This is a genomic window from Mucilaginibacter sp. 5C4 (genome assembly GCF_034345625.1).
In the GTDB taxonomy this organism is placed as follows: Bacteria; Bacteroidota; Bacteroidia; order Sphingobacteriales; family Sphingobacteriaceae; genus Mucilaginibacter; species Mucilaginibacter aurantiaciroseus.
On sequence record NZ_CP133775.1, the window covers coordinates 3,329,790 to 3,353,958 of the forward strand.

At 42.8% G+C, this 24,169-nt stretch carries 26 protein-coding genes; 12 read left to right on the plus strand and 14 right to left on the minus strand.

Annotation, left to right across the window (positions count from 1 at the left end; translation table 11 throughout):
* Positions 1-112: 112 nt before the first annotated feature.
* A complete protein-coding gene (locus RHM67_RS15660) occupies positions 113-1,360 on the minus strand; it encodes an ABC transporter permease (protein WP_322227799.1) in 1,248 nt (415 codons plus the stop codon).
* Between the two features lie 187 nt (positions 1,361-1,547).
* On the opposite strand from RHM67_RS15660, the gene queA reads away from it, so the two are divergent.
* Together queA and RHM67_RS15670 are read left to right on the plus strand one after the other, a co-directional pair.
* The gene (gene queA, locus RHM67_RS15665) at positions 1,548-2,597 is read left to right on the plus strand and encodes a tRNA preQ1(34) S-adenosylmethionine ribosyltransferase-isomerase QueA (protein WP_129878109.1); all 1,050 of its coding nucleotides are present in this window, start codon (positions 1,548-1,550) and stop codon (positions 2,595-2,597) included.
* 129 nt (positions 2,598-2,726) lie between these two features.
* A complete protein-coding gene (locus RHM67_RS15670; protein WP_322227802.1) occupies positions 2,727-3,443 on the plus strand; it encodes a 2-C-methyl-D-erythritol 4-phosphate cytidylyltransferase in 717 nt (238 codons plus the stop codon).
* Between the two features lie 37 nt (positions 3,444-3,480).
* Here RHM67_RS15670 and RHM67_RS15675 read toward each other — a convergent pair whose 3' ends face one another.
* The 4 genes from RHM67_RS15675 to RHM67_RS15690 all read right to left on the minus strand — a co-directional run bounded on the left by RHM67_RS15675 (position 3,481) and on the right by RHM67_RS15690 (position 4,876).
* A complete protein-coding gene (locus tag RHM67_RS15675; RefSeq protein ID WP_252756446.1) occupies positions 3,481-3,627 on the minus strand; it encodes a lmo0937 family membrane protein in 147 nt (48 codons plus the stop codon).
* 116 nt (positions 3,628-3,743) lie between these two features.
* Entirely contained in the window at positions 3,744-3,893 is a 150-nt protein-coding gene (locus tag RHM67_RS15680; RefSeq protein ID WP_322227803.1) for a lmo0937 family membrane protein, read from the minus strand.
* Positions 3,894-4,019: 126 nt separating this feature from the next.
* Positions 4,020-4,241 carry a DUF2795 domain-containing protein gene (locus tag RHM67_RS15685; protein ID WP_002996718.1) on the minus strand — a complete coding sequence of 74 codons (222 nt, stop codon included), beginning with the start codon at positions 4,239-4,241 and terminating at the stop codon, positions 4,020-4,022.
* Between the two features lie 86 nt (positions 4,242-4,327).
* Positions 4,328-4,876 (minus strand): cob(I)yrinic acid a,c-diamide adenosyltransferase, encoded by a 549-nt coding sequence (locus RHM67_RS15690; protein WP_322227819.1) that lies wholly within the window; start codon positions 4,874-4,876, stop codon positions 4,328-4,330.
* 95 nt (positions 4,877-4,971) lie between these two features.
* On the opposite strand from RHM67_RS15690, the gene RHM67_RS15695 reads away from it, so the two are divergent.
* Positions 4,972-5,973, plus strand: coding sequence for a chitinase (locus RHM67_RS15695; RefSeq protein WP_322227820.1), 1,002 nt, complete (start codon positions 4,972-4,974; stop codon positions 5,971-5,973).
* Between the two features lie 177 nt (positions 5,974-6,150).
* Here the strand turns inward: RHM67_RS15695 and RHM67_RS15700 are convergent, their stop codons facing one another.
* On the minus strand, positions 6,151-7,362 hold the full coding sequence (locus RHM67_RS15700) for an ABC transporter substrate-binding protein (RefSeq protein WP_322227822.1): 1,212 nt from the start codon (positions 7,360-7,362) through the stop codon (positions 6,151-6,153).
* Between the two features lie 137 nt (positions 7,363-7,499).
* Here RHM67_RS15700 and RHM67_RS15705 point away from each other — a divergent pair, with 137 nt between their 5' ends.
* Complete coding sequence (locus RHM67_RS15705) at positions 7,500-8,123, plus strand: hypothetical protein (RefSeq protein WP_322227824.1); 624 nt, start codon at positions 7,500-7,502, stop codon at positions 8,121-8,123.
* Positions 8,124-8,131: 8 nt separating this feature from the next.
* On the opposite strand, the gene RHM67_RS15710 is transcribed toward RHM67_RS15705, so the two are convergent.
* From RHM67_RS15710 to RHM67_RS15735, 6 genes are all read right to left on the minus strand, one after another.
* The gene (locus tag RHM67_RS15710; RefSeq protein WP_322227825.1) at positions 8,132-8,320 is read right to left on the minus strand and encodes a hypothetical protein; all 189 of its coding nucleotides are present in this window, start codon (positions 8,318-8,320) and stop codon (positions 8,132-8,134) included.
* 423 nt (positions 8,321-8,743) lie between these two features.
* The gene (locus RHM67_RS15715) at positions 8,744-9,040 is read right to left on the minus strand and encodes a hypothetical protein (protein ID WP_322227826.1); all 297 of its coding nucleotides are present in this window, start codon (positions 9,038-9,040) and stop codon (positions 8,744-8,746) included.
* Positions 9,041-9,254: 214 nt separating this feature from the next.
* Positions 9,255-10,028, minus strand: a complete 774-nt coding sequence (locus RHM67_RS15720; protein ID WP_322227828.1) for an ABC transporter ATP-binding protein — start codon at positions 10,026-10,028, stop codon at positions 9,255-9,257.
* An 86-nt stretch (positions 10,029-10,114) separates the two neighbouring features.
* The gene (locus tag RHM67_RS15725; protein ID WP_322227829.1) at positions 10,115-10,273 is read right to left on the minus strand and encodes a hypothetical protein; all 159 of its coding nucleotides are present in this window, start codon (positions 10,271-10,273) and stop codon (positions 10,115-10,117) included.
* Positions 10,274-10,284: 11 nt separating this feature from the next.
* Positions 10,285-10,572: an Asp-tRNA(Asn)/Glu-tRNA(Gln) amidotransferase subunit GatC gene (gene gatC, locus RHM67_RS15730; protein WP_322227830.1), complete on the minus strand. Its 288-nt coding sequence runs from the start codon at positions 10,570-10,572 to the stop codon at positions 10,285-10,287.
* Positions 10,547-11,299 (minus strand): lysophospholipid acyltransferase family protein, encoded by a 753-nt coding sequence (locus RHM67_RS15735; protein WP_322227831.1) that lies wholly within the window; start codon positions 11,297-11,299, stop codon positions 10,547-10,549. Before RHM67_RS15735 ends, gatC begins: the two co-directional genes overlap by 26 nt.
* 189 nt (positions 11,300-11,488) lie before the next feature.
* Here RHM67_RS15735 and trpS point away from each other — a divergent pair, with 189 nt between their 5' ends.
* Positions 11,489-12,484 (plus strand): tryptophan--tRNA ligase, encoded by a 996-nt coding sequence (trpS, locus tag RHM67_RS15740; RefSeq protein ID WP_322227834.1) that lies wholly within the window; start codon positions 11,489-11,491, stop codon positions 12,482-12,484.
* A 122-nt stretch (positions 12,485-12,606) separates the two neighbouring features.
* Positions 12,607-13,221 carry a deoxynucleoside kinase gene (locus tag RHM67_RS15745; protein ID WP_322227836.1) on the plus strand — a complete coding sequence of 205 codons (615 nt, stop codon included), beginning with the start codon at positions 12,607-12,609 and terminating at the stop codon, positions 13,219-13,221.
* Between the two features lie 137 nt (positions 13,222-13,358).
* On the opposite strand, the gene RHM67_RS15750 is transcribed toward RHM67_RS15745, so the two are convergent.
* Positions 13,359-14,234, minus strand: a complete 876-nt coding sequence (locus tag RHM67_RS15750; RefSeq protein WP_322227838.1) for a hypothetical protein — start codon at positions 14,232-14,234, stop codon at positions 13,359-13,361.
* Positions 14,235-14,452: 218 nt separating this feature from the next.
* On the opposite strand from RHM67_RS15750, the gene RHM67_RS15755 reads away from it, so the two are divergent.
* From RHM67_RS15755 to RHM67_RS15770, 4 genes are all read left to right on the plus strand, one after another.
* The gene (locus RHM67_RS15755) at positions 14,453-16,063 is read left to right on the plus strand and encodes a CTP synthase (protein ID WP_322227839.1); all 1,611 of its coding nucleotides are present in this window, start codon (positions 14,453-14,455) and stop codon (positions 16,061-16,063) included.
* A 23-nt stretch (positions 16,064-16,086) separates the two neighbouring features.
* The gene (gene yidC, locus RHM67_RS15760; RefSeq protein WP_322227841.1) at positions 16,087-17,928 is read left to right on the plus strand and encodes a membrane protein insertase YidC; all 1,842 of its coding nucleotides are present in this window, start codon (positions 16,087-16,089) and stop codon (positions 17,926-17,928) included.
* A 150-nt stretch (positions 17,929-18,078) separates the two neighbouring features.
* A complete protein-coding gene (locus RHM67_RS15765; protein ID WP_322227844.1) occupies positions 18,079-19,446 on the plus strand; it encodes an exonuclease domain-containing protein in 1,368 nt (455 codons plus the stop codon).
* A gap of 518 nt (positions 19,447-19,964) precedes the next feature.
* Positions 19,965-20,498, plus strand: a complete 534-nt coding sequence (locus RHM67_RS15770; RefSeq protein ID WP_322227845.1) for a pyridoxamine 5'-phosphate oxidase family protein — start codon at positions 19,965-19,967, stop codon at positions 20,496-20,498.
* Positions 20,499-20,586: 88 nt separating this feature from the next.
* On the opposite strand, the gene pyrF is transcribed toward RHM67_RS15770, so the two are convergent.
* Positions 20,587-21,417 carry an orotidine-5'-phosphate decarboxylase gene (gene pyrF / locus RHM67_RS15775; protein ID WP_322232201.1) on the minus strand — a complete coding sequence of 277 codons (831 nt, stop codon included), beginning with the start codon at positions 21,415-21,417 and terminating at the stop codon, positions 20,587-20,589.
* A 255-nt stretch (positions 21,418-21,672) separates the two neighbouring features.
* Between pyrF and rho the strand changes: the two genes are divergently transcribed.
* Complete coding sequence (rho, locus tag RHM67_RS15780; protein WP_322227847.1) at positions 21,673-23,307, plus strand: transcription termination factor Rho; 1,635 nt, start codon at positions 21,673-21,675, stop codon at positions 23,305-23,307.
* An 83-nt stretch (positions 23,308-23,390) separates the two neighbouring features.
* The gene (gene pssA / locus RHM67_RS15785) at positions 23,391-24,140 is read left to right on the plus strand and encodes a CDP-diacylglycerol--serine O-phosphatidyltransferase (protein WP_322227849.1); all 750 of its coding nucleotides are present in this window, start codon (positions 23,391-23,393) and stop codon (positions 24,138-24,140) included.
* The last annotated feature ends 29 nt before the right edge of the window (positions 24,141-24,169 follow it).

Here is a 24,169-nt window from a genome sequence, read left to right on the forward strand (position 1 = left end):
ATAAAGAGAGACGCGATACTTCGCGTCTCTCTTTGTTTATATTAGTTTTTCACCCTGTTAAACATAGTGCAGATCAGATACTTCACTCATTCAAAACAAGAGCCCTGTAACTTTAATTTGTCCTTATCGCCTCTACCGGGTCAAGCCTTGAAGCAAACCAGGCGGGAACGATGCCAGATATCATACCGATGGCAACCGAGATACCGATACCAAATATGATGTTGCCCATATCAAGCACCACTTCAATACCGGATGCTGCCTTAACGCCGAGGGTACCCAAATACACCAGCAACAGGCCTATAACCCCTCCCATCAGGCATAATGATATGGCTTCTATCAAAAATTGAAGCAGGATAAAGTAATTTTTAGCCCCTAATGACTTTTGGATGCCGATGATATTGGTACGCTCTTTAACCGATACAAACATGATGTTGGCTATACCAAAACCACCTACCAGTATGGAGAAACCACCAATGATGGCGCCGGCTACATTTACAATACCAAATAACTGGTCGAGCTGGTTGGTAAGGATGGTTGATTTATTTAACGAAAAATCATCCTCGCCACCGGGGCGGATACTGTGGATAGAACGCATCAAACCGCGTACTTCACTTTCTACCTCTATATCGCTCAGGTTATCCTGGCCACGCACAACTATCTGCGGGTTATATTTCTCGTTCTCAATGTCGATAACGTTTTTGGCGAAGTTAAGCGGCAGCAAGATCTGGTTATCGCTGGTGATGCCTAATATATCTTTACCCTCTTTGGCAAAAACACCAATAATGGTAACCTTACGGCCCATAATTTTTATTTGCTTGCCCACACCCGTACCTCCCGGGAAAAGCGCGTCGGCAATATCAGCGCCAATAATGGTAACCGGTGCGCCCGTGCGCGATTCGATATCGGTAAAGTACCTGCCATCCTGAAAATCAAAATTCCATGTTTTATCATGATCGTGAGATACGGCATCTATCTGCGCGCCATCAACCGTATTACTTAGGTATTTGACGGTGCGGTTATCAATGCTAATTTCGTAAGAAAGGGCTTTTGCAGTTTGGCTACGGCGGCTTAACTGGTCAAAATCTCGCAGCTTAGGTACCGGGCGCTGCATATATTTCCACCAAGGGAAGTTATCCTCCCCTACCCATGGCCATTTTTGCACATAAATACTGTTACTGCCCAGCTTATTAACGCTTTTTTGCAGGTTGTTCCGCAACGTGTCAACTGCCGAAAATACCGCTATAATGGTAAAAATACCAATGGTTACGCCCAATAATGATAGCATGGTACGCAGCTTGTTTTGCCTAAGCGCATCGTACGCAAACAAAAAACTTTCGCGGATAAGTTTAAGTAATATCATATCGTTATTTTGATGTAACCGGGTGATTGATTCGCCTTGTTTAAAACAGTATTTGTTAGACGGTGTTAAACTATTTAAGTTACAGTAATTTTCACTTTTACTATTAACTATGTAGCCGTATCAAAAAAAGCGTGGAAAATAACAAATATTCCGTACATTTGCGCCCTGAAAATTCATATATATAAGCATGAAATTATCTCAATTTAAATTCAATTTACCCGAATCGTTAATTGCTCATTCTCCGTCAGATATCCGCGACGAATCCCGTTTGATGGTCCTACACCGCGATTCTGGTAAAATTGAGCATAAAATATTTAAGGATGTATTGGATTATTTTGATGACCAGGATGTAATGATCCTGAACAACACCAAAGTATTCCCGGCGCGTATGTATGGTAACAAAGAAAAAACCGGCGCTACCATCGAAGTATTTTTGCTTCGCGAATTAAATAAAGAATTACGCCTTTGGGATGTATTAGTTGACCCCGCCCGTAAAATACGCGTTGGTAACAAACTTTACTTTGGCGACGACGACCTGCTTATTGCCGAAGTTGTAGATAACACCACATCACGTGGCCGTACCATCCGTTTCCTTTTTGACGGTACCGATGAAGAGTTTCGCCGCAATGTGGAGATTCTGGGTGAAACACCACTTCCAAAATACATAAAACGCAAGGCTACTGCCGAAGATAAAGAGCGCTACCAAACCATATTTGCCAAGCACGAAGGAGCTGTTGCAGCCCCTACTGCCGGCTTACACTTTAGCCGCGAGCTAATGAAACGCCTTGAATTAAAAGGTGTTGAATTTGCCGAGGTTACCCTGCACGTTGGTTTAGGCACCTTCCGCCCGGTTGAGGTGGAGGATCTGACCAAACACAAAATGGATTCTGAGCAATTCATTATTGAAGATAAACAAGCAAGGATAGTTAACCGTGGTATCGAAAGAAAAAAACGGATTTGCGCGGTTGGTACAACATCTATGCGTGCAGTTGAATCGGCAGTATCTGCAGGTAAGATCTTGAAACCCGCAAACGACTGGACCAGCAAATTCATTTTCCCGCCGTACGAATTTAGTATCGCAAATACCATGATCACCAACTTCCACACACCCGAATCAACTTTGTTGATGATGGTTGCAGCATTTGGCGGTTACGACCATGTAATGAACGCCTACGAAGTAGCGGTTAAAGAAAAATACCGTTTCTACAGCTACGGCGACGCGATGCTGATTATATAAAATTAGATCTGAGACGTTAGATAAGAGATTTGAGATTAAAATCAATTTATCCGGATAAGAAAATGAGATATGAGACGGAAGTCCATATCTCATTTTTGTTTTATAGCTTTGGTTTATCAATAATTGCACATGCCCGGTCTCAACTCTCACATCTCATATCTCAAATCTACCTATGCAGTCATCGTCGCTGGTGGTTCGGGCAGCAGGATGCAGTCGGTATTGCCCAAACAATTTATTGAGCTTTGTGGCGAGCCGGTTTTGATGCATACCATCAGGGCGTTTCAGCAAAGCAATTCATCGCCAAAAATCATCTTAGCGTTGCATGCAGGCTATCACGGGCTTTGGGCCGAACTTTGCAACAAACATAATTTCACTATCCCCCATACCGTAATTACCGGTGGCGAGACCCGGTTCCATTCCGTAAAAAATGCTATTGATACAATTGACGGTAAGGATGCCCTGATTGCCTTGCATGATGCCGTACGGCCGCTTGTAAGCGCTGCAATCATCGACGAAGCCTACCAATGCGCTTTTAAGGATGGCACCGCTGTAACAGCCGTAAAAAGCCGCGATTCGATAAGGCAGGTGGTTGATAGAAGATCTACCAGCTTAAACCGTGATAACATCTACCTGGTACAAACCCCGCAAACGTTTCAATTAGCTTTATTAAAGAAAGCTTACGAGCAGCCATACACCGATAATTTTACCGATGATGCCTCGGTTGTAGAAAAAAGCGGCGTTGCCATAACGCTGATAGAAGGTAGTTACAGCAATATCAAAATTACCTTCCCCGAGGATATTACCATTGCAGAAGCACTTATAAATAAAAAAGCCACCATCCGTTAATAACGAATGGTGGCTGTAGATATATCTGATAAGATTATCAGGCCCTTCTTATTACACCAAGTAATAAAGCGATAATTGCTATTACCAGTAAAATGTGAATTAAGCCGCCCGCGTGGTTTACAAAGAATCCGAAGATCCATCCTATTACCAAAATAACTGCGATGATGTACAATAAGCCTCTCATAGTGTTGTGTGTTTAGTTAATGTTTAAATAGATGTAAATAATAAACCAACGTTATTATAAAAAGTTTTGGCATAAAAAACCCGGCATATACCGGGTTTATATTTTAATCGCTTTTACTAAGCCCTCCTGATCACGCCTAATATTACAGCAATAATTGCTATAACCAATAAAACATGAATAATGTTACCACCAAATGGTGATATAAATGCTCCAAAGATCCAGGCTATTACAAGGATTACAGCGATAAGGTACAATAAGCTTCTCATGGTAAAATGTTTTTTCTAGTTTAAGTAAATGTATTTACAGCACTTATACTAAAATCATTCCAAAAAAGAGGTATAAATAAAAAAGCCCTGCATGCAGGGCTTCTAAATTACTTAACCGGGGGCGCGTTAGTACTCGTCCTCGTTAAAAAAGAAGTCGTCTTTGGTAGGGTAATCCGGCCAGATCTCCTCTATATTTTCATACGGTTCACCATCATCTTCAAGTGCCTGCAGGTTCTCTATAACCTCTACAGGCGCTCCCGAACGTATGGCGTAATCTATTAATTCGTCTTTTGTGGCAGGCCATGGCGCATCTTCAAGGTGCGATGCTAATTCAAGTGTCCAATACATGTTTTTATGTTAAAGTGGTAAATTTTGCTTTTTCGCAAAAGTATAATATTTTTAAAATGATTATCAATATTTTTTTGTGTTTTTTTTTACATACGCGGGATCCATTGATTTTCAGGGATTTTATCAGCGTATCCAACCATCCTTGCTAAAGTGAACAAGTAATCACTCAACCTGTTCAGATAAATATTCACTTTCTCATCCACGGTACTTTCTTCGGCCAAATGTACGCTCAACCTTTCGGCACGGCGGCATACGCAGCGCGCTATATGGCAGTAAGATATGGTATTATTACCGCCCGGCAAAATAAAGTGGCGCAGCTGGGGCAGGGTCTCGTTCATGCGGTCCATTTCTTTCTCCAGCAGCTCAATATCTTCGGGGTAAAGGTCCGGTATAACCATTTTAGATTTTTCAGGATCAGCCGCCAATGATGAGCCTATGGTGAACAACCTGTCCTGTATTTGTTTCAGGATGTCCTTATCGTAGTCGGTAATTTGCTGGTCGCGGATGAGGCCGATGTACGAGTTCAGTTCATCTACCGTTCCGTAACTTTCTATCCGTAGGTGGTGCTTGGGCACGCGGGTACCGCCAATTAACGATGTATAGCCCTTATCCCCTGTTTTAGTGTATATCTTCATAACTACAATAGCAATTTAACAATTTTAACAGCGTTTTAACATATTGTGCTAAACTTGTACAGTATTATATTGTTCAAATATATTATTTAGAAACTATGAAACCCATAATATCATCGGCCAAAGTGTCGCTTATCTGTTTAATTACAGTTTCATTACTAAGCTTTAAATGCAGCAACGGCAATGCAAAAAAAATCGTTGTCGAAGCGCCAAAACCAAAGGCAGATTTTGCCACCTTTTTAACCGAAAAACAGTTCAACGCCCTGTTTCCCCAGCGCGACAAATTTTATACCTACAAAGCCTTTGTGCAGGCCGTTAACGAACTGGCGCAAATAAAGGTGCAGGTTACCCGCAGGGCGGTATCGGTATACCAATTCATTCGTACCAATAAAACCACCGGCAAGGCCACCACCGTGCGGCAGGACGGCGACTGGAACGAAGCTTGGGCCAAAGTGAAACCCGATAGTGTTTACACCGTAAATTATGGAAATTTTTGTGCCGAGAAAGACGCGGCAGGTAACAAACGCGAACTGGCAGCCTTTTTTGCCCAGATAGCACACGAAACCCGCCACGGACAGAATGAAAGTTACACGGATGGACTAATGCTGATCCACGAAAATAACACCTCGTTAAATTATGTTAGCGATAGCGACGAGTACCCACCCGTTAAAGGGCAAAAATATTATGGCCGCGGGCCGATGCAGATTAGCTATAACGGCAACTACGGCTACGCATCAGATTGTATTTTTGGCGACAGGCACGTATTGCTTAACAACCCTGCCTTAATAGAAACGGACCCGGTTGTTGCCTTTAAAACGGCTATCTATTTTTGGATGACGCCCGAAACCCACAAACCATCGGCACATGATGTAATGATAGGTAAATGGCAGCCAAACGCCGTAGATAAAGCTAAAGGCCGCACACCAGGTTTTGGCATGACCATACTTATTGTTAACGGTGAGTTGGAATGTAATAAAGGTGAAGACAACTACAGCATGAAAGACCGTGTTGGCTTTTACCAGTTCTTCCTTAAAAAATTGGGGGTAACCGATGATAACTGCGCATGCAGCTGCGGCAAAATGGAACCGTATAAGTATTAGTAGCATCGCCGTTCAAGAGTCAACGCTTGAACAATATAAATTGCAAGGGTCCACGCTTACGTCAATAAGATAAGCGTGGGCGCTTGAGTTGGCAGCTATTAACAAAAAAGGTGAACCAAGCTTAATGGTTCCCCTTTTTTATTATCTGCAATTTGGTGTCCCCACCGCATTTATTATTTATTCAGATTTTTCTATAAAGGCCCAGCTGTATTTACCATCAGCACCTTTGGTTATGCCAAAGTAATCGTAAATGCCGCTTGCACGGTCGCCGTTAGCGTCAAGGGCCTCGCTGCCGGTAATGCCCTGGTGTTTATTGGCCTGCTCTATAAAGCTGGTTTTCAGCTTGGCAAAGTCAGTTAAATCGCCATTATTAGCTTCGATAGTGTAAGCAATAGCCCATACAGCATCGTAAGCCGCCAATGCAAAAGCATCGGCATCTAATTTAGTTTTTGCTTTTATCCTGTCGGATATAGGTTTGTACTGAGGCTCCAAAGCAGCAGGTAAACCAACAGATGGTGCAAAAAAGCCCGTCGCGATTGCAAAATCAGCAGCTGTAGTACTTGTTGTGAATGCAGCGCTTAATACTGAGCCATCGCCACCATACCACTTAACTGCAGTAAGCGTAGGTTCGGCAGCTGCCTTTTCCATTATTTTCACACCCTCATCAAACGATGCCAGGTAAACGCCAACTTTACTGGCGCCATAAGTTGCGGTATACGCCGCTACTTTTGTTTTAATATCGGCAACAACCGCGGCATAATCTGCATCTATGGCGTATGGCGTTGCAGCGCTAACCACACCACCTTTAGCAATAAATGCCGCACCTACAGCTGTTTGCAAACCTTTATTACCGGCATCGTCCTGCGCAACCGTTATCAAAGCCGTGCGGCCTTTGTTGTAAATTGTATTTGCCATTGCCGTGCCTTCAATTTTATCTGCCGGGCAAAAACGGAATATAGCATCACCCGGGATAGCCAGGCTGCCCGCGGTACTGCTTTGGCTTACCACAATAATGTTCGATTGATCTACCTCGGGCTTTATGGCAGCCAGTTCTGAACTACTTTGCGGGCCAACAATAAAACTAACCCCATCGGTTTTTGAATTTTTAAACTGGGCAACGGCCAGGTCGGCAGAATGCCTGGTATCTACTACGCTTACACCAATGCTATAGGTATAGCCTTTATCTGCAAAGTATTTATTAACGTCATCGGCAGCAAGTTGCATAGCCGCGCTGGAGGTTATGCCTAATGTATTACCGCTGCCTGTTAATGTAAGCAGCCCCCTGATGTTAATGCCACGCGTTGTTGTAACTATTTTGCTTTTTTTGCACGATTGAAATACAAGCGCAACAGCCAAAAGCACAATAACCGGGAGTAATATTTTTTTCATATTATTTACAAAATGTTTAGTTATGCAAAATACGTTTAATTTGCCATTTTGTTCATTTGCCGCCTGTTTCATAATGAATTTGTTACCAAACTGTAACATCTGATATTATCTTTAGTCTGATTTTTTTATAGTAACGAATGGATAAATTTTTATTTGACACAACCGGGCTATCTTCAACCGAAACCAACGATTTTGAAGCCACCAGCCAGGTATTAAAAGAACAATTTAGGGTAGAAGTACCAGGATTTATCGATTTTCAGCTGGAGCAGTTCGAGGTATTAAATCACCATAAAGCGGTAAATATCCGCGATACCTTCGCCATAAAAAATGCCTGCGGTGATAGCTACCTGCTGTTTGTGGATATGGATACCGAGCATACCCCTCCAAAAGGCCGCAAAACCCTAATTACCGAATACCAACCCTGGGCCCTCGCATACTTAAAGCGCGATTTTGGCAGGGTTTTTATCCGCACCGAAACCATCATCGATAAGATCCGCGAGATCATATTCCCGATAGAGCTCGACTTTAAGGAGGACAAGCCCTTTAGCGACCGTTACTACGTACTAACCGACGATAAACGCAAGGCAGAGTATGCCATTACACAAGAGTTTAGAGATGCCATGATGGCTATCAAAGAAACCGATTTTGTGGTGGAGATCTTCGAGCATACCCTTATCATCGGCAACCGCAAACCCATAACACCCGAGCATACCCTTTACCTTGCCGATTTTGTAGCGCGGCTGGCGGAACTGAAGTGTTAATCCGGGCATTATTTTAATACCGCCGGTAGAATATAATTTTGCATCATTTTATCAACCTGTGGGTGGGCATAGCCCTGGTTAAGCTGCTCAACCGTAAGGTTTGGCGCTATTTGGTGCTGATAGTTAGTCAAAGAGTTACCCATAAAAGCCAGCATGCTTAGGTTACTTGTTGATGTTATCGTCAACTCTTTTAACATATCGCTATCGGTAAGTTTTGCCGCCTGTATGGTGCCCTTCAGGAAATATTGGCCGCATCATTTTCCCATTCACAAAGCAACTACCCTGCAAATTATCGCGGTATAATTCGAGGCTGTTAAACCATTGCTCGTGAAGTTAGATGTGGAAACCGCGGGTGTAACCTTTGGGTTTAATGTTATAATGCGGGTCCTGCCAGTTATGAAATAGCAGGCTGCCGGCGGTGCAATTGTAAACTTCTTTTTTGTTGCCCTCAGTTACTTTACCATCTAAAATAAAGGTAAAGTAGGCGTTTTCGTGGTAGTGCCAGTCTACCTTATTATGGGTGTATTAGGTATCGATAATGGTTGCAAAATCCAGGTGGAGGGTTTGGTTGGTTTGGCCGTAAAACCTGCCTGTTTTTAGCGTTTCCAAGATGTCTTGTTTTAAACTTTGTTAGGATCTGGTTTGGCACTTAATTCAAATGCTCTTATAGCATTATTTAAAATATCAGTATCGTTTTGAGTGAGGTTATTCGTGGTATCAGATACGATCTCTATTATTGCATAATACTCTTCTATCGAATTAATTTTTTGCCTTTTCAGTACTTTTGGAAGAGCCTCTTTCACCTTCAAATAAATTTCAAAGAAACCTGGAAGTTGGGCAGCTTTTAATTCAGCATCTAACAAACGTTGAGCATCACTAGATGAGTTGTTGCCTATACCACTAATTACGTCAGGCAATCCAGACTTTAATCCTCTCAGGGCAATTGTTTTGCTTTCAGCCTCCCAATTATTAAGAACTTTTATTGGAGATAACTCATCGACATCAAAACCGTCGGTAAGCCTTCAGATTGCATTATCTTTAACTGATGCTGCCAAAGTATTTCAAATACCTTTTTATATGTTTCGTAATTTGACTTATCGATTTTTAAAGGCATTTGTAAGCGGTTGAATATTATTTCCCTAAATCAATACCTTCTTTTTCGACTTTCTCCGGCACGCGCCTGCTTACAGTTTGGATATTCTCGTTCTGGTAGTCGTTCTCTACCAGGCCATCGCGCATGCGCACAATACGGTGGGCGTGCATGGCAATATCTTCCTCGTGGGTTACCAGTATAATGGTGTTGCCTTTAGCGTGGATATCTTCCAGCAGGCCCATAATTTCTATAGATGTTTTGGTATCCAGGTTACCGGTAGGCTCATCGGCAAGGATAATAGAGGGATCGTTAATAAGCGCGCGGGCTACGGCCACACGCTGGCGCTGCCCACCCGATAATTCGTTAGGCCTGTGATCGGTACGATTGCCAAGGCCAACATTTTCGAGGGCAAGGCGGGCACGTTCGTTACGTTTTTCTTTGCTGATGCCAGCGTAAACCAATGGCAGGGCAACATTATCTAAAGCGCTGTTACGCGGTAAAAGGTTAAACGTTTGGAAAACGAAACCAATCTCGGTGTTCCTAACCTCGGCAAGGTCATTATCCGTCATGTGGCTTACGTTGATGCCATTAAGGATATATTCGCCTTTGGTGGGGGTATCCAAACAGCCCAAGATATTCATCAGGGTTGATTTACCTGAACCCGACGGACCCATAAGCGCCACAAATTCGCCTTTATTAATATTTAAGGTTACCGATTTTATCGCGTGGATAATCTCCGAGCCAATAACGTATTTACGACCGATATCTTTAATTATAATAAGAGGCTCTTCCTTTTTGGTAACTATTGGCATGTTCCGTATTTTGTTACTTTGACAGCAGAGTGGTAGGAAATGTTACAGCAGGGAAAGATAAAAGATTATAAGAGCAAGAGGCAAGATTAAAGGTCTTTCAACAACTCTTTTGCATCCTTTAGATCAATTTTTCCTGCCGTGTGTAATTCAATCTGACTAAATGATGATTTAAGGTTTTTAAAAATCCGTTGCTCCTTATCATTTAACTTACGATTGTAATCTGGCTTAATTGATTTTTTGTTCATCTTATACCGCTCTACTTAATAACCTTCTCCACCAAAAAGTGGCTTTCGTCATGGTCGGGGGCATTCTCGAGTGCTTCTGCAGAGGTGATTTCTTGTTTTACCACATCTTCGCGCAGTATGTTTGGTTCGGCGGTCATGTACACCAATGGTTCAACACCGGTGGTATCTACCTCGTTCAGCTTATCCATAAACCCCAGTATCTTGTTCATGTCTTTGATCATGTCCTGCTTTTCGCTGTCGGCCAGTTTAAGGCGGGCCAGGTGGGCTATTTTATCAACCGTTTGTTCGTCTATGGTCATGCTCGTTAATTTTATTACTGATAATGGCGTGCACCTCGTCTCGCAGGGCATCGGCATCATCTATGGTTAAGTGCGCCGTTTCAATCGGCTTATGTACAAATATATCACATACGCCTGGCTTGCTGCCATATTTCTTGCCATCGTCCCAAAAAATCTTCCAGGTATTTAATGATGTTACCGGGATGATGGGCACTTTAAGCTCGATAGCCATCCGGAACGGGCCGTTTTTAAAAGTATGCAGTTGGGGTGGGAACCGGTCCGGTATGGTTGCCTCGGGGAAGATGATCACCGTTACGCCGTTACCCAAACGCTCCATAGCCACTTTAAACGCACGGAAGGATGCTATTTTGCTTTCGCGATTAACCGGGATATCAACCGTACGGAAGAAAAGGCGCGTAACTATACCATTAACTAATTCCTCTTTACCCATAAAACAGCAGTTACTTTTTACGAGGATGCTAAGGGCGGTGATATCAAGGTTTGACGTATGGTTGGGGCAAACAATGTATGTTTTACTCCAGTCGATGGGTTGTTCGAACTGGTAATTATATCTTATTCCCACACAAAACGAACTCACCAGCCCCCACACCCGGCGAACGGCATTCATGTTCTTGTATCTTTCGGCTTTGCGTGAAAAGTAATATAGTGAAGGCCAAAACAGAAAATAGAAAAGCCCAACGCTACCCTGGTAAAGGTATAGGTGCACTTTCTTCAATATCATTTTCATCGCCGTCAAAAATATAAAAAATAGTGACGTTTTAGCCTCCGCTAAACGGTGGAGACTTTATGGGCGCTATTAGGACAAACACGCTGTGAATAATCTTCCCCGATAGGGAATACTTATTTTAAAAAAAGCCCCTCTCCCCGGGAGAGGTGTTTGGGGTGAGGCCAAAAAATACTTACTTTCGCCCCCTATATGGAAACTGTTGTTAGCGGTATACGTTCTACCGGAAATTTGCACCTGGGTAATTACTACGGGGCTATTCAAAACTTCGTTAAAATGCAGAGTGAATACAAATGCTATTTTTTTATAGCCGACCTGCATTCGTTAACCACGCACCCTACCCCTGCCAATCTGCACGGCAACGTAAAGCAAGTTTTGGTAGAGTATTTGGCGGCCGGTATCGACCCTGAAAAAGCCACCATTTACGTACAAAGCGACGTGCCGGAAGTTACCGAACTGTACCTGTACTTAAACATGAATGCTTACCAGGGCGAGTTGGAACGCAGCACCTCTTTTAAAGATAAAGTACGCGCCAACCCCGATAACGTTAACGCCGGCCTTTTAACCTACCCGGTTTTAATGGCTGCCGATATATTGATCCACAAAGCAACAAAAGTACCCGTGGGTAAAGACCAGGAGCAACACCTTGAAATGTCGCGCACCTTTGGCAACCGCTTTAACAGGCTTTATAATAATGATTACTTCCCCGAGCCATACGCGTTTAGCATGGGCGAGAGCCTGGTGAAAATACCGGGGCTTGACGGTAAAGGTAAAATGGGCAAAAGCGAAGGCGAAGGCAATGCCATTTTCCTGAGCGATACGCCGGAGGCCATCCGCAAAAAAGTAATGCGCTCCGTTACAGATAGCGGCCCGACAGAAGATAACCAAGCCAAGCCGCAGGAGATCCAAAACCTGTTCGACCTGATGAAGGTGGTATCCACACCAGACACTATCGCGCACTTCGATAACCTGTACAACACCTGCGCTATCCGTTACGGTGACCTTAAAAAACAGCTTGCTGAGGATATGATCATTGCCACAACGCCTATCCGCGAAAGAATTGCCGATATAGCTAATGATGCACCAATGCTGAGGCAGGTGGCCCGCTACGGCGCTGCAAAGGCACGTGAAAGTGCTGCCAAAACCATTAAAGAAGTAAGAGAAATTATCGGTTTCAGGAATTTTTAGAGCCCCCCTCTAATCTCCCCCGGAAGGGGAGACTTTAAAATTAAACAAAAAGTCCTCCCTACCGTGGAGGATTTAGGTGGGGCTAATTTGTACTTTCAACTTTTGAATTATATCTTTAGAAAATGCACATAGCTATTGTAGGAAATATAGGCGCCGGTAAAACTACTCTTACCGAGATGTTAGCGAAAAATTACGGATGGGACCCCCTTTACGAGGCGGTTGACAATAACCCCTATCTGGAAGATTTTTATAACGAAATGAAACGCTGGAGCTTTAACCTGCAGATCTATTTCCTGAACAGCCGCTACCGCCAGATCGTAGACATCCAAAAAGGTGGCCGCGATATTATTCAGGACCGTACCATATATGAGGATGCCTACATTTTTGCAGAAAACCTGCACGATATGGGCTTGATGACCACCCGCGATTACGAAAACTACCAAAGCATGTTTGATAACATCACCGAGTTTATCAAACCACCGGACTTGCTGGTATATCTTAAAGCATCTGTCCCTACCCTGGTAAATAACATCCAACGCCGCGGCCGCGAGTACGAGATTGGCATCCGGATAGACTACCTATCCAAACTGAATGAAAAATACGACAAGTGGATTAACGGCTACAAGCTGGGCAAGCTGCTGGTGCTGGATAAAGACAATCTCGATTTTGCCAACAACACCGAAGATATGGCCTCTATTGTGGAGAAGATAGAGCGGGAAGTGAACGGGTTGTTTTAGCTCTTTGTTGTGTGTCTAAGCTTGTCGAAGGCTCATACACCTTGCTAATGGCTTGACAGGCTCACCATGACAGTTTTCTATCGTTATTATTGCTATCGCAAGCGTCCCGCTTGTGGCCGCACGCATGCTTTCTTAAACTATTTAATGGGGAGTATCATTTTTATAAGCTTGCCCGTGTTATCATACTCAGCTTCAAAAATGAGTTTATGATCTGATGAATATTCCTGCCACATGCCAAGACGCACTTCGTTGTATTCGTTTTTCCCAATAATACTTGCAGCGGTGGAAAATTGCTTTTCTACAATAACAAAACAATTTAAATGGGCATCATTTAGGGGGGCATATAAGGGTTTTTGATAATTGATATCATTTGCGCCATATTCCTGATTATAAAAACCCTTCCAATTAATAATTTCAACAGCGCTTATTATCTTATTCGAATAAAACTTTTCATCAAAAGGCCATTCCTTAATCGTAGTATCTTTTGCTACATAAAAAGCAATACTATCCTTATTAGTGTAATAAAAATACCGTGACGCATCGGTAGATGACCATTCAAAATTGGGGAAGGCTTTTTCTACGTCTTTTACGGTAGTTTTCCCGGGCTCCGTTTTAAATCCCCTTATATTTCCCGAAAAACCTTTCAGTAACCTTATTTTGGTAATAACGTCCGTGCTATCATTTCCCTGCAACACAATCATGCCCGGTTTTATGGTGTAACCATGGCTTAAAACATTAATCCCCCAGCTACTGCCTTTTAAAGTAGCGTTTATGCTATCTATGTCACCCATATTTAAATCATTCACCTTAACCCGCGACAATTTAAACCCGGTGTTCTTTAAATCGGCAAGGGTGGTGTAACCAGGTGTTATTTTATCTACCGTTAAGCCAGGTAAATAACTACTATTATAAAGCGAATCTTTAGGTTTGAAGGCAAAGCGCTGCGCCTCTATCCTGCATGAACTTAAAACAATAAAAAGTGAGAGTATTAAAATCTGCGCGTTGATCTTCATGATTCAGGTTTTGTTAAAGATAACATATCGTACATCAAATCTCTAAAAATTGCTAACCGATTATTTGCAAGCCTTAACACACTCAAATTTTCTCTTTCCCAATCTTTTCCACAAATATAAAATCACTCCCAAAATGCCGTTATTTTTCCTACTTTTGTATCCCGTACACAAACAATTGGTTTCGGCCTTAAAACCGCTTACCGGATTTCAAAAAAATCATGACTAAATACATTTTTGTTACGGGTGGAGTTACCTCATCGTTAGGAAAAGGCATTATTTCGGCCTCATTAGCTAAACTTTTACAGGCACGCGGTTATCGCGTAACCATCCAAAAATTCGATCCTTATATTAACATAGATCCGGGAACTTTAAACCCTTACGAACACGGCGAATGCTATGTTACCGAGGATGGTGCCGAAACCGACCTTGACCTTGGCCATTACGAGCGTTTCCTGAACACGCCAACATCAAAAGCCAACAATATTACTACCGGCCGTATCTACCAAAATGTCATCAACCGCGAACGCGAGGGTGCATTTCTTGGTAAAACCGTGCAGGTTGTACCACACATAACCGACGAGATAAAACGCAACATGCGCATCCTTGGCGAAACCGGCGATTACGACATTGTGATCACCGAGATCGGTGGTACCGTGGGCGATATCGAATCGTTACCGTTTGTAGAAGCTGTAAGGCAGTTTAAATGGGAAGCCGGCCCGGGCAACGCGCTGGTTATCCACCTAACGCTTATCCCTTTCCTTGCTGCAGCGGGCGAGCTGAAAACCAAACCTACCCAGCACTCGGTTAAGATGTTGCTGGAGTACGGCATCCAGCCGGATATATTGGTTTGCCGCACCGAGCACCATATTAATATGGACATCAGAAAAAAAATCGCATTATTTTGTAACGTTAACATCAACGCGGTTGTCGAATCGATGGATGCGTCAACAATTTATGATGTGCCGTTGCTGATGCTAAAAGAACAATTAGATAAAACGGTTTTAACCAAATTAAAGCTATCGCACAAAAACGAACCTAACCTGGATAACTGGAAAGACTTTTTGGGCCGCTTAAAAAATCCAACTTCCGAAGTAAAGATCGGCCTGGTTGGTAAATACGTGGAGCTACCGGATGCTTATAAATCTATCATCGAATCGTTCATCCACGCGGGTGCTAAAAACGAATGTAAGGTGCGTGTACAATATATCCCGTCGGAACAGTTAACCATTGAGAACGCGGTTGACAAATTGCGTGGCCTGCATGGTGTACTTGTTGCACCGGGCTTTGGCGAGCGTGGTTTTGAGGGTAAAATTGAAGCTATCCGTTATGTGCGCGAAAACAATATTCCGTTCTTTGGTATCTGTTTAGGTATGCAATGTTCTGTTGTGGAGTTTGGCCGTAACGTATTGAATTTGAAGGACGCCAGCAGTACCGAAATGAACCCTGCTACCCCTCACCCGGTTATCGCTATGATGGAAGACCAAAAAACTGTGATAAATAAAGGTGGTACCATGCGTTTAGGTGCTTACCCATGCGACCTTAAAAAAGGCAGCAAGGCGGCATTAGCTTACGGCAAAACACACATTAGCGAGCGCCACAGGCACCGTTACGAGTTTAACAACAGTTACTTAAAAGATTACGAAGCAGCAGGTTTAACCCCATCAGGTATCAACCCGGATAACGGCCTGGTTGAGGTTGTGGAATTGAAAAATCACCCGTTTTTTGTGGGCGCGCAGTTTCACCCCGAATTAAAATCAACAGTTGCTAATCCGCATCCGCTTTTTATTAACTTTGTCGCCGCTTCACTGGCTTATGCCCGCAAGAACTGATTAATAGTACGATACAATACATAATGGATAAAAATACGTTTACAGGGTTATTCCTGATCATGATTATTATGGGCGCTTCCATATATTTCATGAAACCTTCTGAAGCTGATATCAAAAAAGAACAGCTTACCGTTCACCTTGACTCGATCAAAAAAGGACTGATAAAAGACCGGGCTGCGATAGCTGCCGCCAAAACCGCAACCAAAATTGATACCGCTAAAAAAGCAGGTATTGTTGATTCGGCCGTTTTAAAAACACCTTTTGGCGCAGCTACTGTTGGCAGCGAGCAATTTGTAACCATCGAAAACAAAGAGATGCGCCTAAAGCTATCTACCAAAGGTGGCCGCATTTACTCTGCCGAGCTTAAAAACTACAAAACGTTCGATAAAAAACCATTAATATTATTTGATGGTAACGATAACAAGTTTGGCATTGCCCTAAAAGCAGGCGACAGGACCTTAAACACCAACGACCTTTACTTTACGCCAAGCGGCACGGGTTTACAGGTGGCAGATAAAGATTCATCGTCTATCACTATGCGTTTAAGCTATAGCCCAACGCAGTATGTAGATTATATTTACTCGCTTAAAGGCACAGGCTTTAAAGTTGGGTTGAACATCAAATCTACCGGTTTAGAGCAAGTAGTATCTACCACAGGCGGTTATAACCTTAACTGGAGCGCAAGTTTGCCTAAAAAGGAAAAGGATATGACGCAGGAGCGCCAATACTCTACCGTGTATTACAAAAATACCGATAACGAGGTTGACTACCTGAGCGAAACCAAAGATGATAAAAAAGCTATTGTAGAAAAGAAAATGCAATGGGTTGCGTTCAAGCAACACTTCTTCTCTAACGTGCTGATCGCTAAAGATGGCATCGCGAAGTCAGATTTTGAGGTTGCTACCGATGTTGCAGATACTGTTAATGTTAAACAGATGAAGGCCAACCTTACCCTTACGCCAAACGCGGCAGGTGCGGTACCTTTAGAGTTTTATTTTGGCCCTAACCGTTTCAATACTTTAAAGGATCAGGGTTACGATCTGCAAAAATTGGTTAACCTGGGCTGGGGACCTTTGAAATACATCAACCAGTTTGCGGTATTACCATTGTTTAACTTTTTGAACAAATTCAACTGGAACTACGGTATCATTATTTTGATACTAACAATCGTACTAAAATTGGTTTTGGCGCCGCTTACATACAAGTCGTACCTTTCGATGGCGAAAATGCGTGTTTTAAAGCCGGAAATGGACGAAATAAAAGGCAAAGTTGGCGAAGATAACCCTACCCTTTTACAACAGGAGTACCTCAAGCTTTATAAAAAGGCCGGGGTGAACCCATTGGGTGGTTGTTTGCCATTGCTGATCCAGATGCCTATCGTGATCGCGTTCTTCCGTTTCTTCCCAAGCTTATTTGAGCTTAGGGGCGAGAGTTTCCTTTGGATGCACGATCTATCCACTTACGATGCGGTTATTACCTTCGCTAAGATCCCTTTTATTGGTAACCACATTAGTTTAATGTGTTTGTTGATGACGATATCTACACTGATATACACGTACTTCAACAATCAGATCTCGGGTGCTACCGGGCAGATGAAATACATAGGCTACATTACCCCTATCATTTTCCTGGCTACGCTTAACAGCTACCCATCTGGTTTGAACTACTACTACTTTTTGGCCAACATGCTAACCTTTTTACAGCAATACTTAATTAAGTTTATGGTTGATGATAAAAAGATTCACGCGCAGATCCAGGAGAACAAAAAGAAACCTGATGATCCTAATAAGAAGAAAACAGGCTTCGGTGCTAAATTCGAAGAAATGATGCGCCAGCAACAACAAGTGCAGGCGAAGAAGAAGTAAGTTAATGGTGATTAGTTGATTAGAGATTAGTTGCCTAAATATTTAGAAACCCACAGCTAACCGCTGTGGGTTTTTTGTTGGAATCAGTTTTTTAAAATTTCTAATATTTACAACTAAAAATATTAGCAAAATTGTTTTACATTTGAAACCATGTATGCAATTGTGGATATCGAGACGACGGGCGGGCATGCCAGCGCTAATGGCATTACCGAGATTGCTATATGCATCCACGATGGCAAGAAAGTAACTCGCCGGTTCGAGTCGCTGGTTAACCCGCAGCGGGATATACCGGTTTATATCCGTGCCTTAACAGGCATCACCAACGAAATGGTGCAGAATGCGCCACTTTTTGAGGATGTAGCGCACGAGATCTACCACCTGCTTAAAGGCCAGATCTTTGTGGCCCACAACGTAAATTTCGATTATTCTTTCTTAAGATATCACCTGAATGCAGCTGGTTACGAACTGAATGCAAACAAGCTTTGCACAGTACGTTTAGGCCGTAAAATTATGCCGGGGCTGATGTCTTACAGCCTTGGTAAACTGTGCACCCATTTAGGCATCCAAAACAACAGCCGCCACCGTGCCATGGGCGATGCAGAGGCAACCGCGCAATTGTTAAGCCTATATTTAAAAAGCGATACTTCAAACCATATTAGTGCGGCGTTAAAGCAAAATAGTAAAGAACAGGTACTACCTGCCAACCTGCCTAAAGCGGACATTGAAGCCTTGCCGCCATCGCCGGGCATCTACTATTTCCATGATGAAAAGGGCAAAGTGGTTTATGTAGGCAAAGCCAAGAATATCAAAAAACGCGTTTGCAGTCACTTTACCGGCAATAATCCAAACCTACAGCGCCAGGAGTTTTTAAAGAACATTTATCGCATTAGTCACCAGGTTTGCGGAAACGAACTTATAGCGCTGGTAACCGAGGCAGTGGAGATCAAACGGCTATGGCCAAAGTACAACCGTTCGCTTAAGCGGTTCGAGAATACCTTTGGCATTTATATGTACGAAGACCAGCGGGGTTACCTGCGCCTGGCTGTAGATAAGCACCGCAAAAACATGCCGACAGTTTATGCCTGCAACTCGCTTTACGAAGGGCGTAACCTGTTGCTTAACCTGATAGATACCTTCGGCCTATGCCCAAAACTTTGTTTTATTCAAAAGAACGACCAGCCATGCTCGGGTGCTAATGTTGGTACTTGCGCCTGCGAAGGGCACGAATTGCCCGAGGTTTATAACGACCGCATCCAGGGTGCTTTAGATGAATTGAAAAAAGTACTGCCAACCTTTGCTATCCGCGATGAAGGCCGCACCGATGATGAGCATAGCTGCATCCTGATAGAAGAGGGCCGCTTTTATGGTATGGGTTATATTTCCCATTACTATGATGTTGGCAACATCCAGGCGCTTAAGAACTACCTTACACCCTACCCGGGAAATGATTATATCCGCAATATTGTAACGGGTTATGCGGAAAGGTTCCCACAAAGAAAGGTTATTTTTTCGGCGTAATGTTCGCCAAAGGCTGGCGCAAGCTTTCAGCTTGTGCCTAAAACAAGGTCAGCGTTTCAGCTAACGCAAGCTAAAAGCTTGCTGTAAATTTCCACACAAGTTACGCTACGCTAAACTTGCGCGAGTAGAATGAGCCAAATGTTCACGTTCACGATTGTGAACACACGCGAATATCCACATATTGTTAATAATCAGATATTTAAAATTTTAAATGCTGACAAAATAGCGCCACCACAGCTATCATTTATAATATTAATATACAAATCGCTCGAAAAGCAAAGGAAATTCTCTTTTCTCATCCTGAGTGATAGCGAAGGATCTATTATTGAACTGTACTCTTCGTTTTGCATGTCGGCGATTAGATGCTTCACGATGTTCAGTATGACAATGTGGACAATCGCGTCTACCACTTCCTTTCCAAAGAGTTATTAAAAGCATCAGCATTTACTTTCCAACTTCTCAAACAAATAAATTTCTAACAGGTTAATATATTATCATTTAAATATACAAAACCTACTATGGATAGCATTAACCAAAATCAACCTGAAGATAATTTTGAGAACCTGGAAGGCAACGAAGCCTGGAAAAAATTAAAAGAAATGGCCGAAGGCTTAAGCTGCTTTTTTTGCAGTAACATTAAAACCGGCTTACCTTTCTCCACCCGCCCTATGTCGCCACAAAAGGTTGACGATAACTGCGACCTATGGTTCCTTAGCGCCAATGACAGCCAAAAGAACGCGGAGATAGCGGTAGACCCAATGGTGCAGCTATTGTTCCAGGGATCAAAGTACGCTGATTTCCTTAACATTTACGGCATAGCCGAAATAACCGATGACAAGGAAAAAATTAAAGAATTATGGGAACCGATCCTAAAAACATGGTTTACCGAAGGTGTGGACGACCCGAGGATCTCTGTCATTAAAGTATCGCCCACACAAGGCTACTACTGGGATAACAAACATGGTAACGCTGTTGCATTTGTTAAACAACTGGTAGGTGCTGCCATCGGCAAAACACTTGATGATTCTATTGAAGGGAAACTGGAAATATAATAAGGGAGGCAAAAGTTCAAGAGACAAGAATCAATAAAGAAAATTTTTCCTGTACTGTCTTGTCTCTGATTTTTACTGTCCTGAATCCTTAAATTACTCCTGTCTTCTCCAGCTCCGCCTGCATTTGTTGTTGCAGTTTTAGGGCTTCGGCACGGGCTGCGTCAGCAAAGTCTTCGCCGTTGCTTGCATATATGATCCCACGGGATGAGTTTACGATCAAGCCACAATCTTTGGTCATACCGTATTGGCACACATCTTCCAGGCTTCCACCTTGCGCGCCAACACCGGGTACCAGCAGGAAATTGTCTGGCGCGTATTTACGGATATTGGTAAACTCGGTGCTTTTGGTAGCGCCAACCACAAACATCAGCCTATCTGCACCTGCCCACGTATTGGCTTTCTGGATCACAGTTTCATATAGCAAGCCGGTTTCAGTTTCCAGGTACTGAAAATCCTTACTCCCTACTGATGAGGTAAGCGCCAAAATGATCACCCATTTACCATCGTACTTTAAATACGGCGTAATACTGTCATTACCCATATATGGTGTAACGGTAATGGCATCAAAACTCATACCCGATGTTTCCTCATTAAAAAAGGCTTTGGCGTAATTATCAGATGTATTGCCAATATCGCCGCGCTTGGCGTCAATAATGTTCAGGATATCTTTAGGGGTATATTGCGCGGTGCTGATGAGGCTCTGCAAACCTTTCAATCCACGGCTCTCATAAAAGGCCGCATTTGGTTTATAGGCGATACAAAGATCTTTAGTGGCATCAATAATGCGCTTATTAAATTCAAAAACAGGATCGGGGGATTGCAGCAGAAATTGGGGGATCTTATCTATGTCGGTATCAAGGCCAACGCATAAAAATGATTTTTTCTGTTTGATCTGTTCAATAAGCTGTGCGCGAGATATCATGTAGATTTTGAATTTATTATGGTTTGCAAAACTAAAAAATTAAAATCAACCCTTTATTTTTTTAATAAATTTGAATTTTAAGATAATTTCGTTAAAATTGCATTGTTCTCCTGAATTATTTCTTGCACTAAAGAAACAATTTCATCTCCACGTACTTTATTAGTTAATACATTACCTGGCCTTTAATTGCATAATCAGGGTTTCACAAAACAATTTTCATATATAAAATCCTTTTGAACTATAATTCATATCATGTCTGATACAATCGAATTGAACGACAAACTCGTTTCTGAGTTGCGCGAAATTGCTAAAAGTTTGGGTATTGCAGAAGCAGATGAGCTTAGAAAAGCATCATTGGTCACAAAAATAGTTGAACAACAGCAGCTAATAGAAGTCGCCAGGAACCAACATAATACTGTTGAAAACAACTACGCAGAAAAACCGGCTGCAGAAGAAGCCGCCCCAGATACCGAGAAAACACGCAAACGCATCCGCTCTGTAAAAACCAAAGATACCCCACGCATTGAGGTACCTTTAGATGATACCAATCTATTTGAGCAGGAAGAAGATGCCCAGCAGCAACAGGAAGACGAAGGCAATTCAATAAATGCCGAAGCAGCACCTGCTACTGAAGCTACCGAAGAGCAAACCGGTGAAAAACCTGAGCAAGCCGGCCAGCCCGAGCAACCTGCCACTGAATGCCGCCCTCAAAAATTTGAGCGCCGCGCGCCGCAGCAGTCAAAAAACCAGGAGCCAGCTATAAACCTCGACTTTGATAACGTTATTGTTAACGAAGGCGTTTTAGAAATTATGCCTGATGGTTACGGTTTCCTGCGCTCGTCTGACTATAACTATCTGACTTCTCCCGATGATATTTACGTATCACAATCGCAAATAAAATTATTTGGCTTAAAAACAGGTGACACTGTTCGCGGTAGCATCCGCCCGCCAAAAGAAGGCGAAAAATATTTCCCGCTGGTACGTGTGGAAGCCATTAACGGCCGTATCCCGGCCGAAGTGCGCGACCGTGTACCTTTTGACCACTTAACGCCGCTTTTCCCGTCAGAGAAACTAAACTTGTTTACTGATGCAGGTAATTACTCTACCCGTATTATGGACTTGTTTTCGCCAATTGGTAAAGGCCAGCGTGGTTTAATTGTGGCGCAGCCAAAAACAGGTAAAACCATGTTGTTAAAGGATGTTGCCAACGCGATAGCCAAAAACCACCCGGAAGTTTACCTGATCATACTACTGATTGACGAACGCCCCGAGGAGGTTACCGATATGGCCCGTAGCGTACGCGCCGAAGTGGTTTCATCAACATTTGATGAGCCTGCAGAGCGCCACGTAAAAATTGCCAACATTGTGTTAGAAAAAGCAAAACGTATGGTTGAGTGTGGGCACGATGTAGTTATCCTTTTGGATTCTATTACCCGTTTGGCACGTGCTTACAATACGGTAGCGCCTGCATCCGGTAAAATATTATCGGGTGGTGTTGATGCCAACGCATTACACAAACCAAAACGCTTTTTTGGTGCCGCCCGTAATATCGAGGATGGCGGTTCATTAACCATCATCGCGACAGCATTAACAGAAACCGGTTCTAAAATGGACGAGGTTATATTTGAAGAGTTTAAAGGTACAGGTAACATGGAGTTACAACTGGATCGTAAACTATCTAACAAACGTATTTTCCCTGCTATCGATATCACCGCATCAAGCACCCGTCGAGACGACTTATTGCTTGACCGCGACACGCTGCAACGCATCTGGATACTGCGTAACCACCTTGCAGATATGAACTCGCAGGAATCAATGGAATTCTTACAGACGCAAATTAGAGGCACCCGTACTAACGAAGAATTTTTGATATCAATGAATTCATAATATCTTTACACCCAAAGGAGTTAATATTTAACAGAACGTTAATTACAACTCCTTTGGGTTTTTGTAAAATTTATGATACCTTCATGACCATTATGAGGCGACGGGTAAAAAAACATCTTCCAAATGCTATAACGTGTGCAAACCTGTTCAGCGGTTGCATAGGCATTGTTTTTACTTTCCAGGATAATCTTGTTTTTGCCGCCTATGCAATTTTCCTGGCAGCTATTTTTGATTTTTTCGACGGATTCGCCTCACGTGTTTTACAATCCTTTTCGGGCATAGGCAAGGATCTTGATTCCCTTGCAGATATGGTGAGCTTTGGCGTACTGCCCTCGGCCATTATGTACGAGCTATTGCTGCAAGCCCCGCAAATACCGCATGTAAGTGATTATCTGAATTTTATAGCGTTCCTAATCCCGGTATTTTCGGCCCTAAGGCTCGCTAAGTTCAATACCGACACCCGCCAGGCCGAAAGTTTTATTGGCCTCCCAACTCCCGCAAACGCTATCCTGATCGCCTCTATACCGTTGATATTAGAAAAATATAGCAGTATATCACGCTATATACTTAACCCTTACGGTTTAACGATATTTATTATTGTGATGTGTACCTTGCTGGTTGCCGAGATCCCGCTAATGTCGCTTAAGTTTAAGAACCGCGATCTGCATAAAAATTTTTATCGTTATATATTGCTGTTATTCTCGGCAATACTCATTCTATTTTTTAAATTTGCGGCAGTTCCGGTGATCATAGTTATGTACATCACCTTATCTTTAATTCAACTTAAATTTGCGGATGGTTCTGTAATAAGCGGCTCACAAAAACATAGTTAAGCCTTTGTTATTTTACTATCCTCTCAACA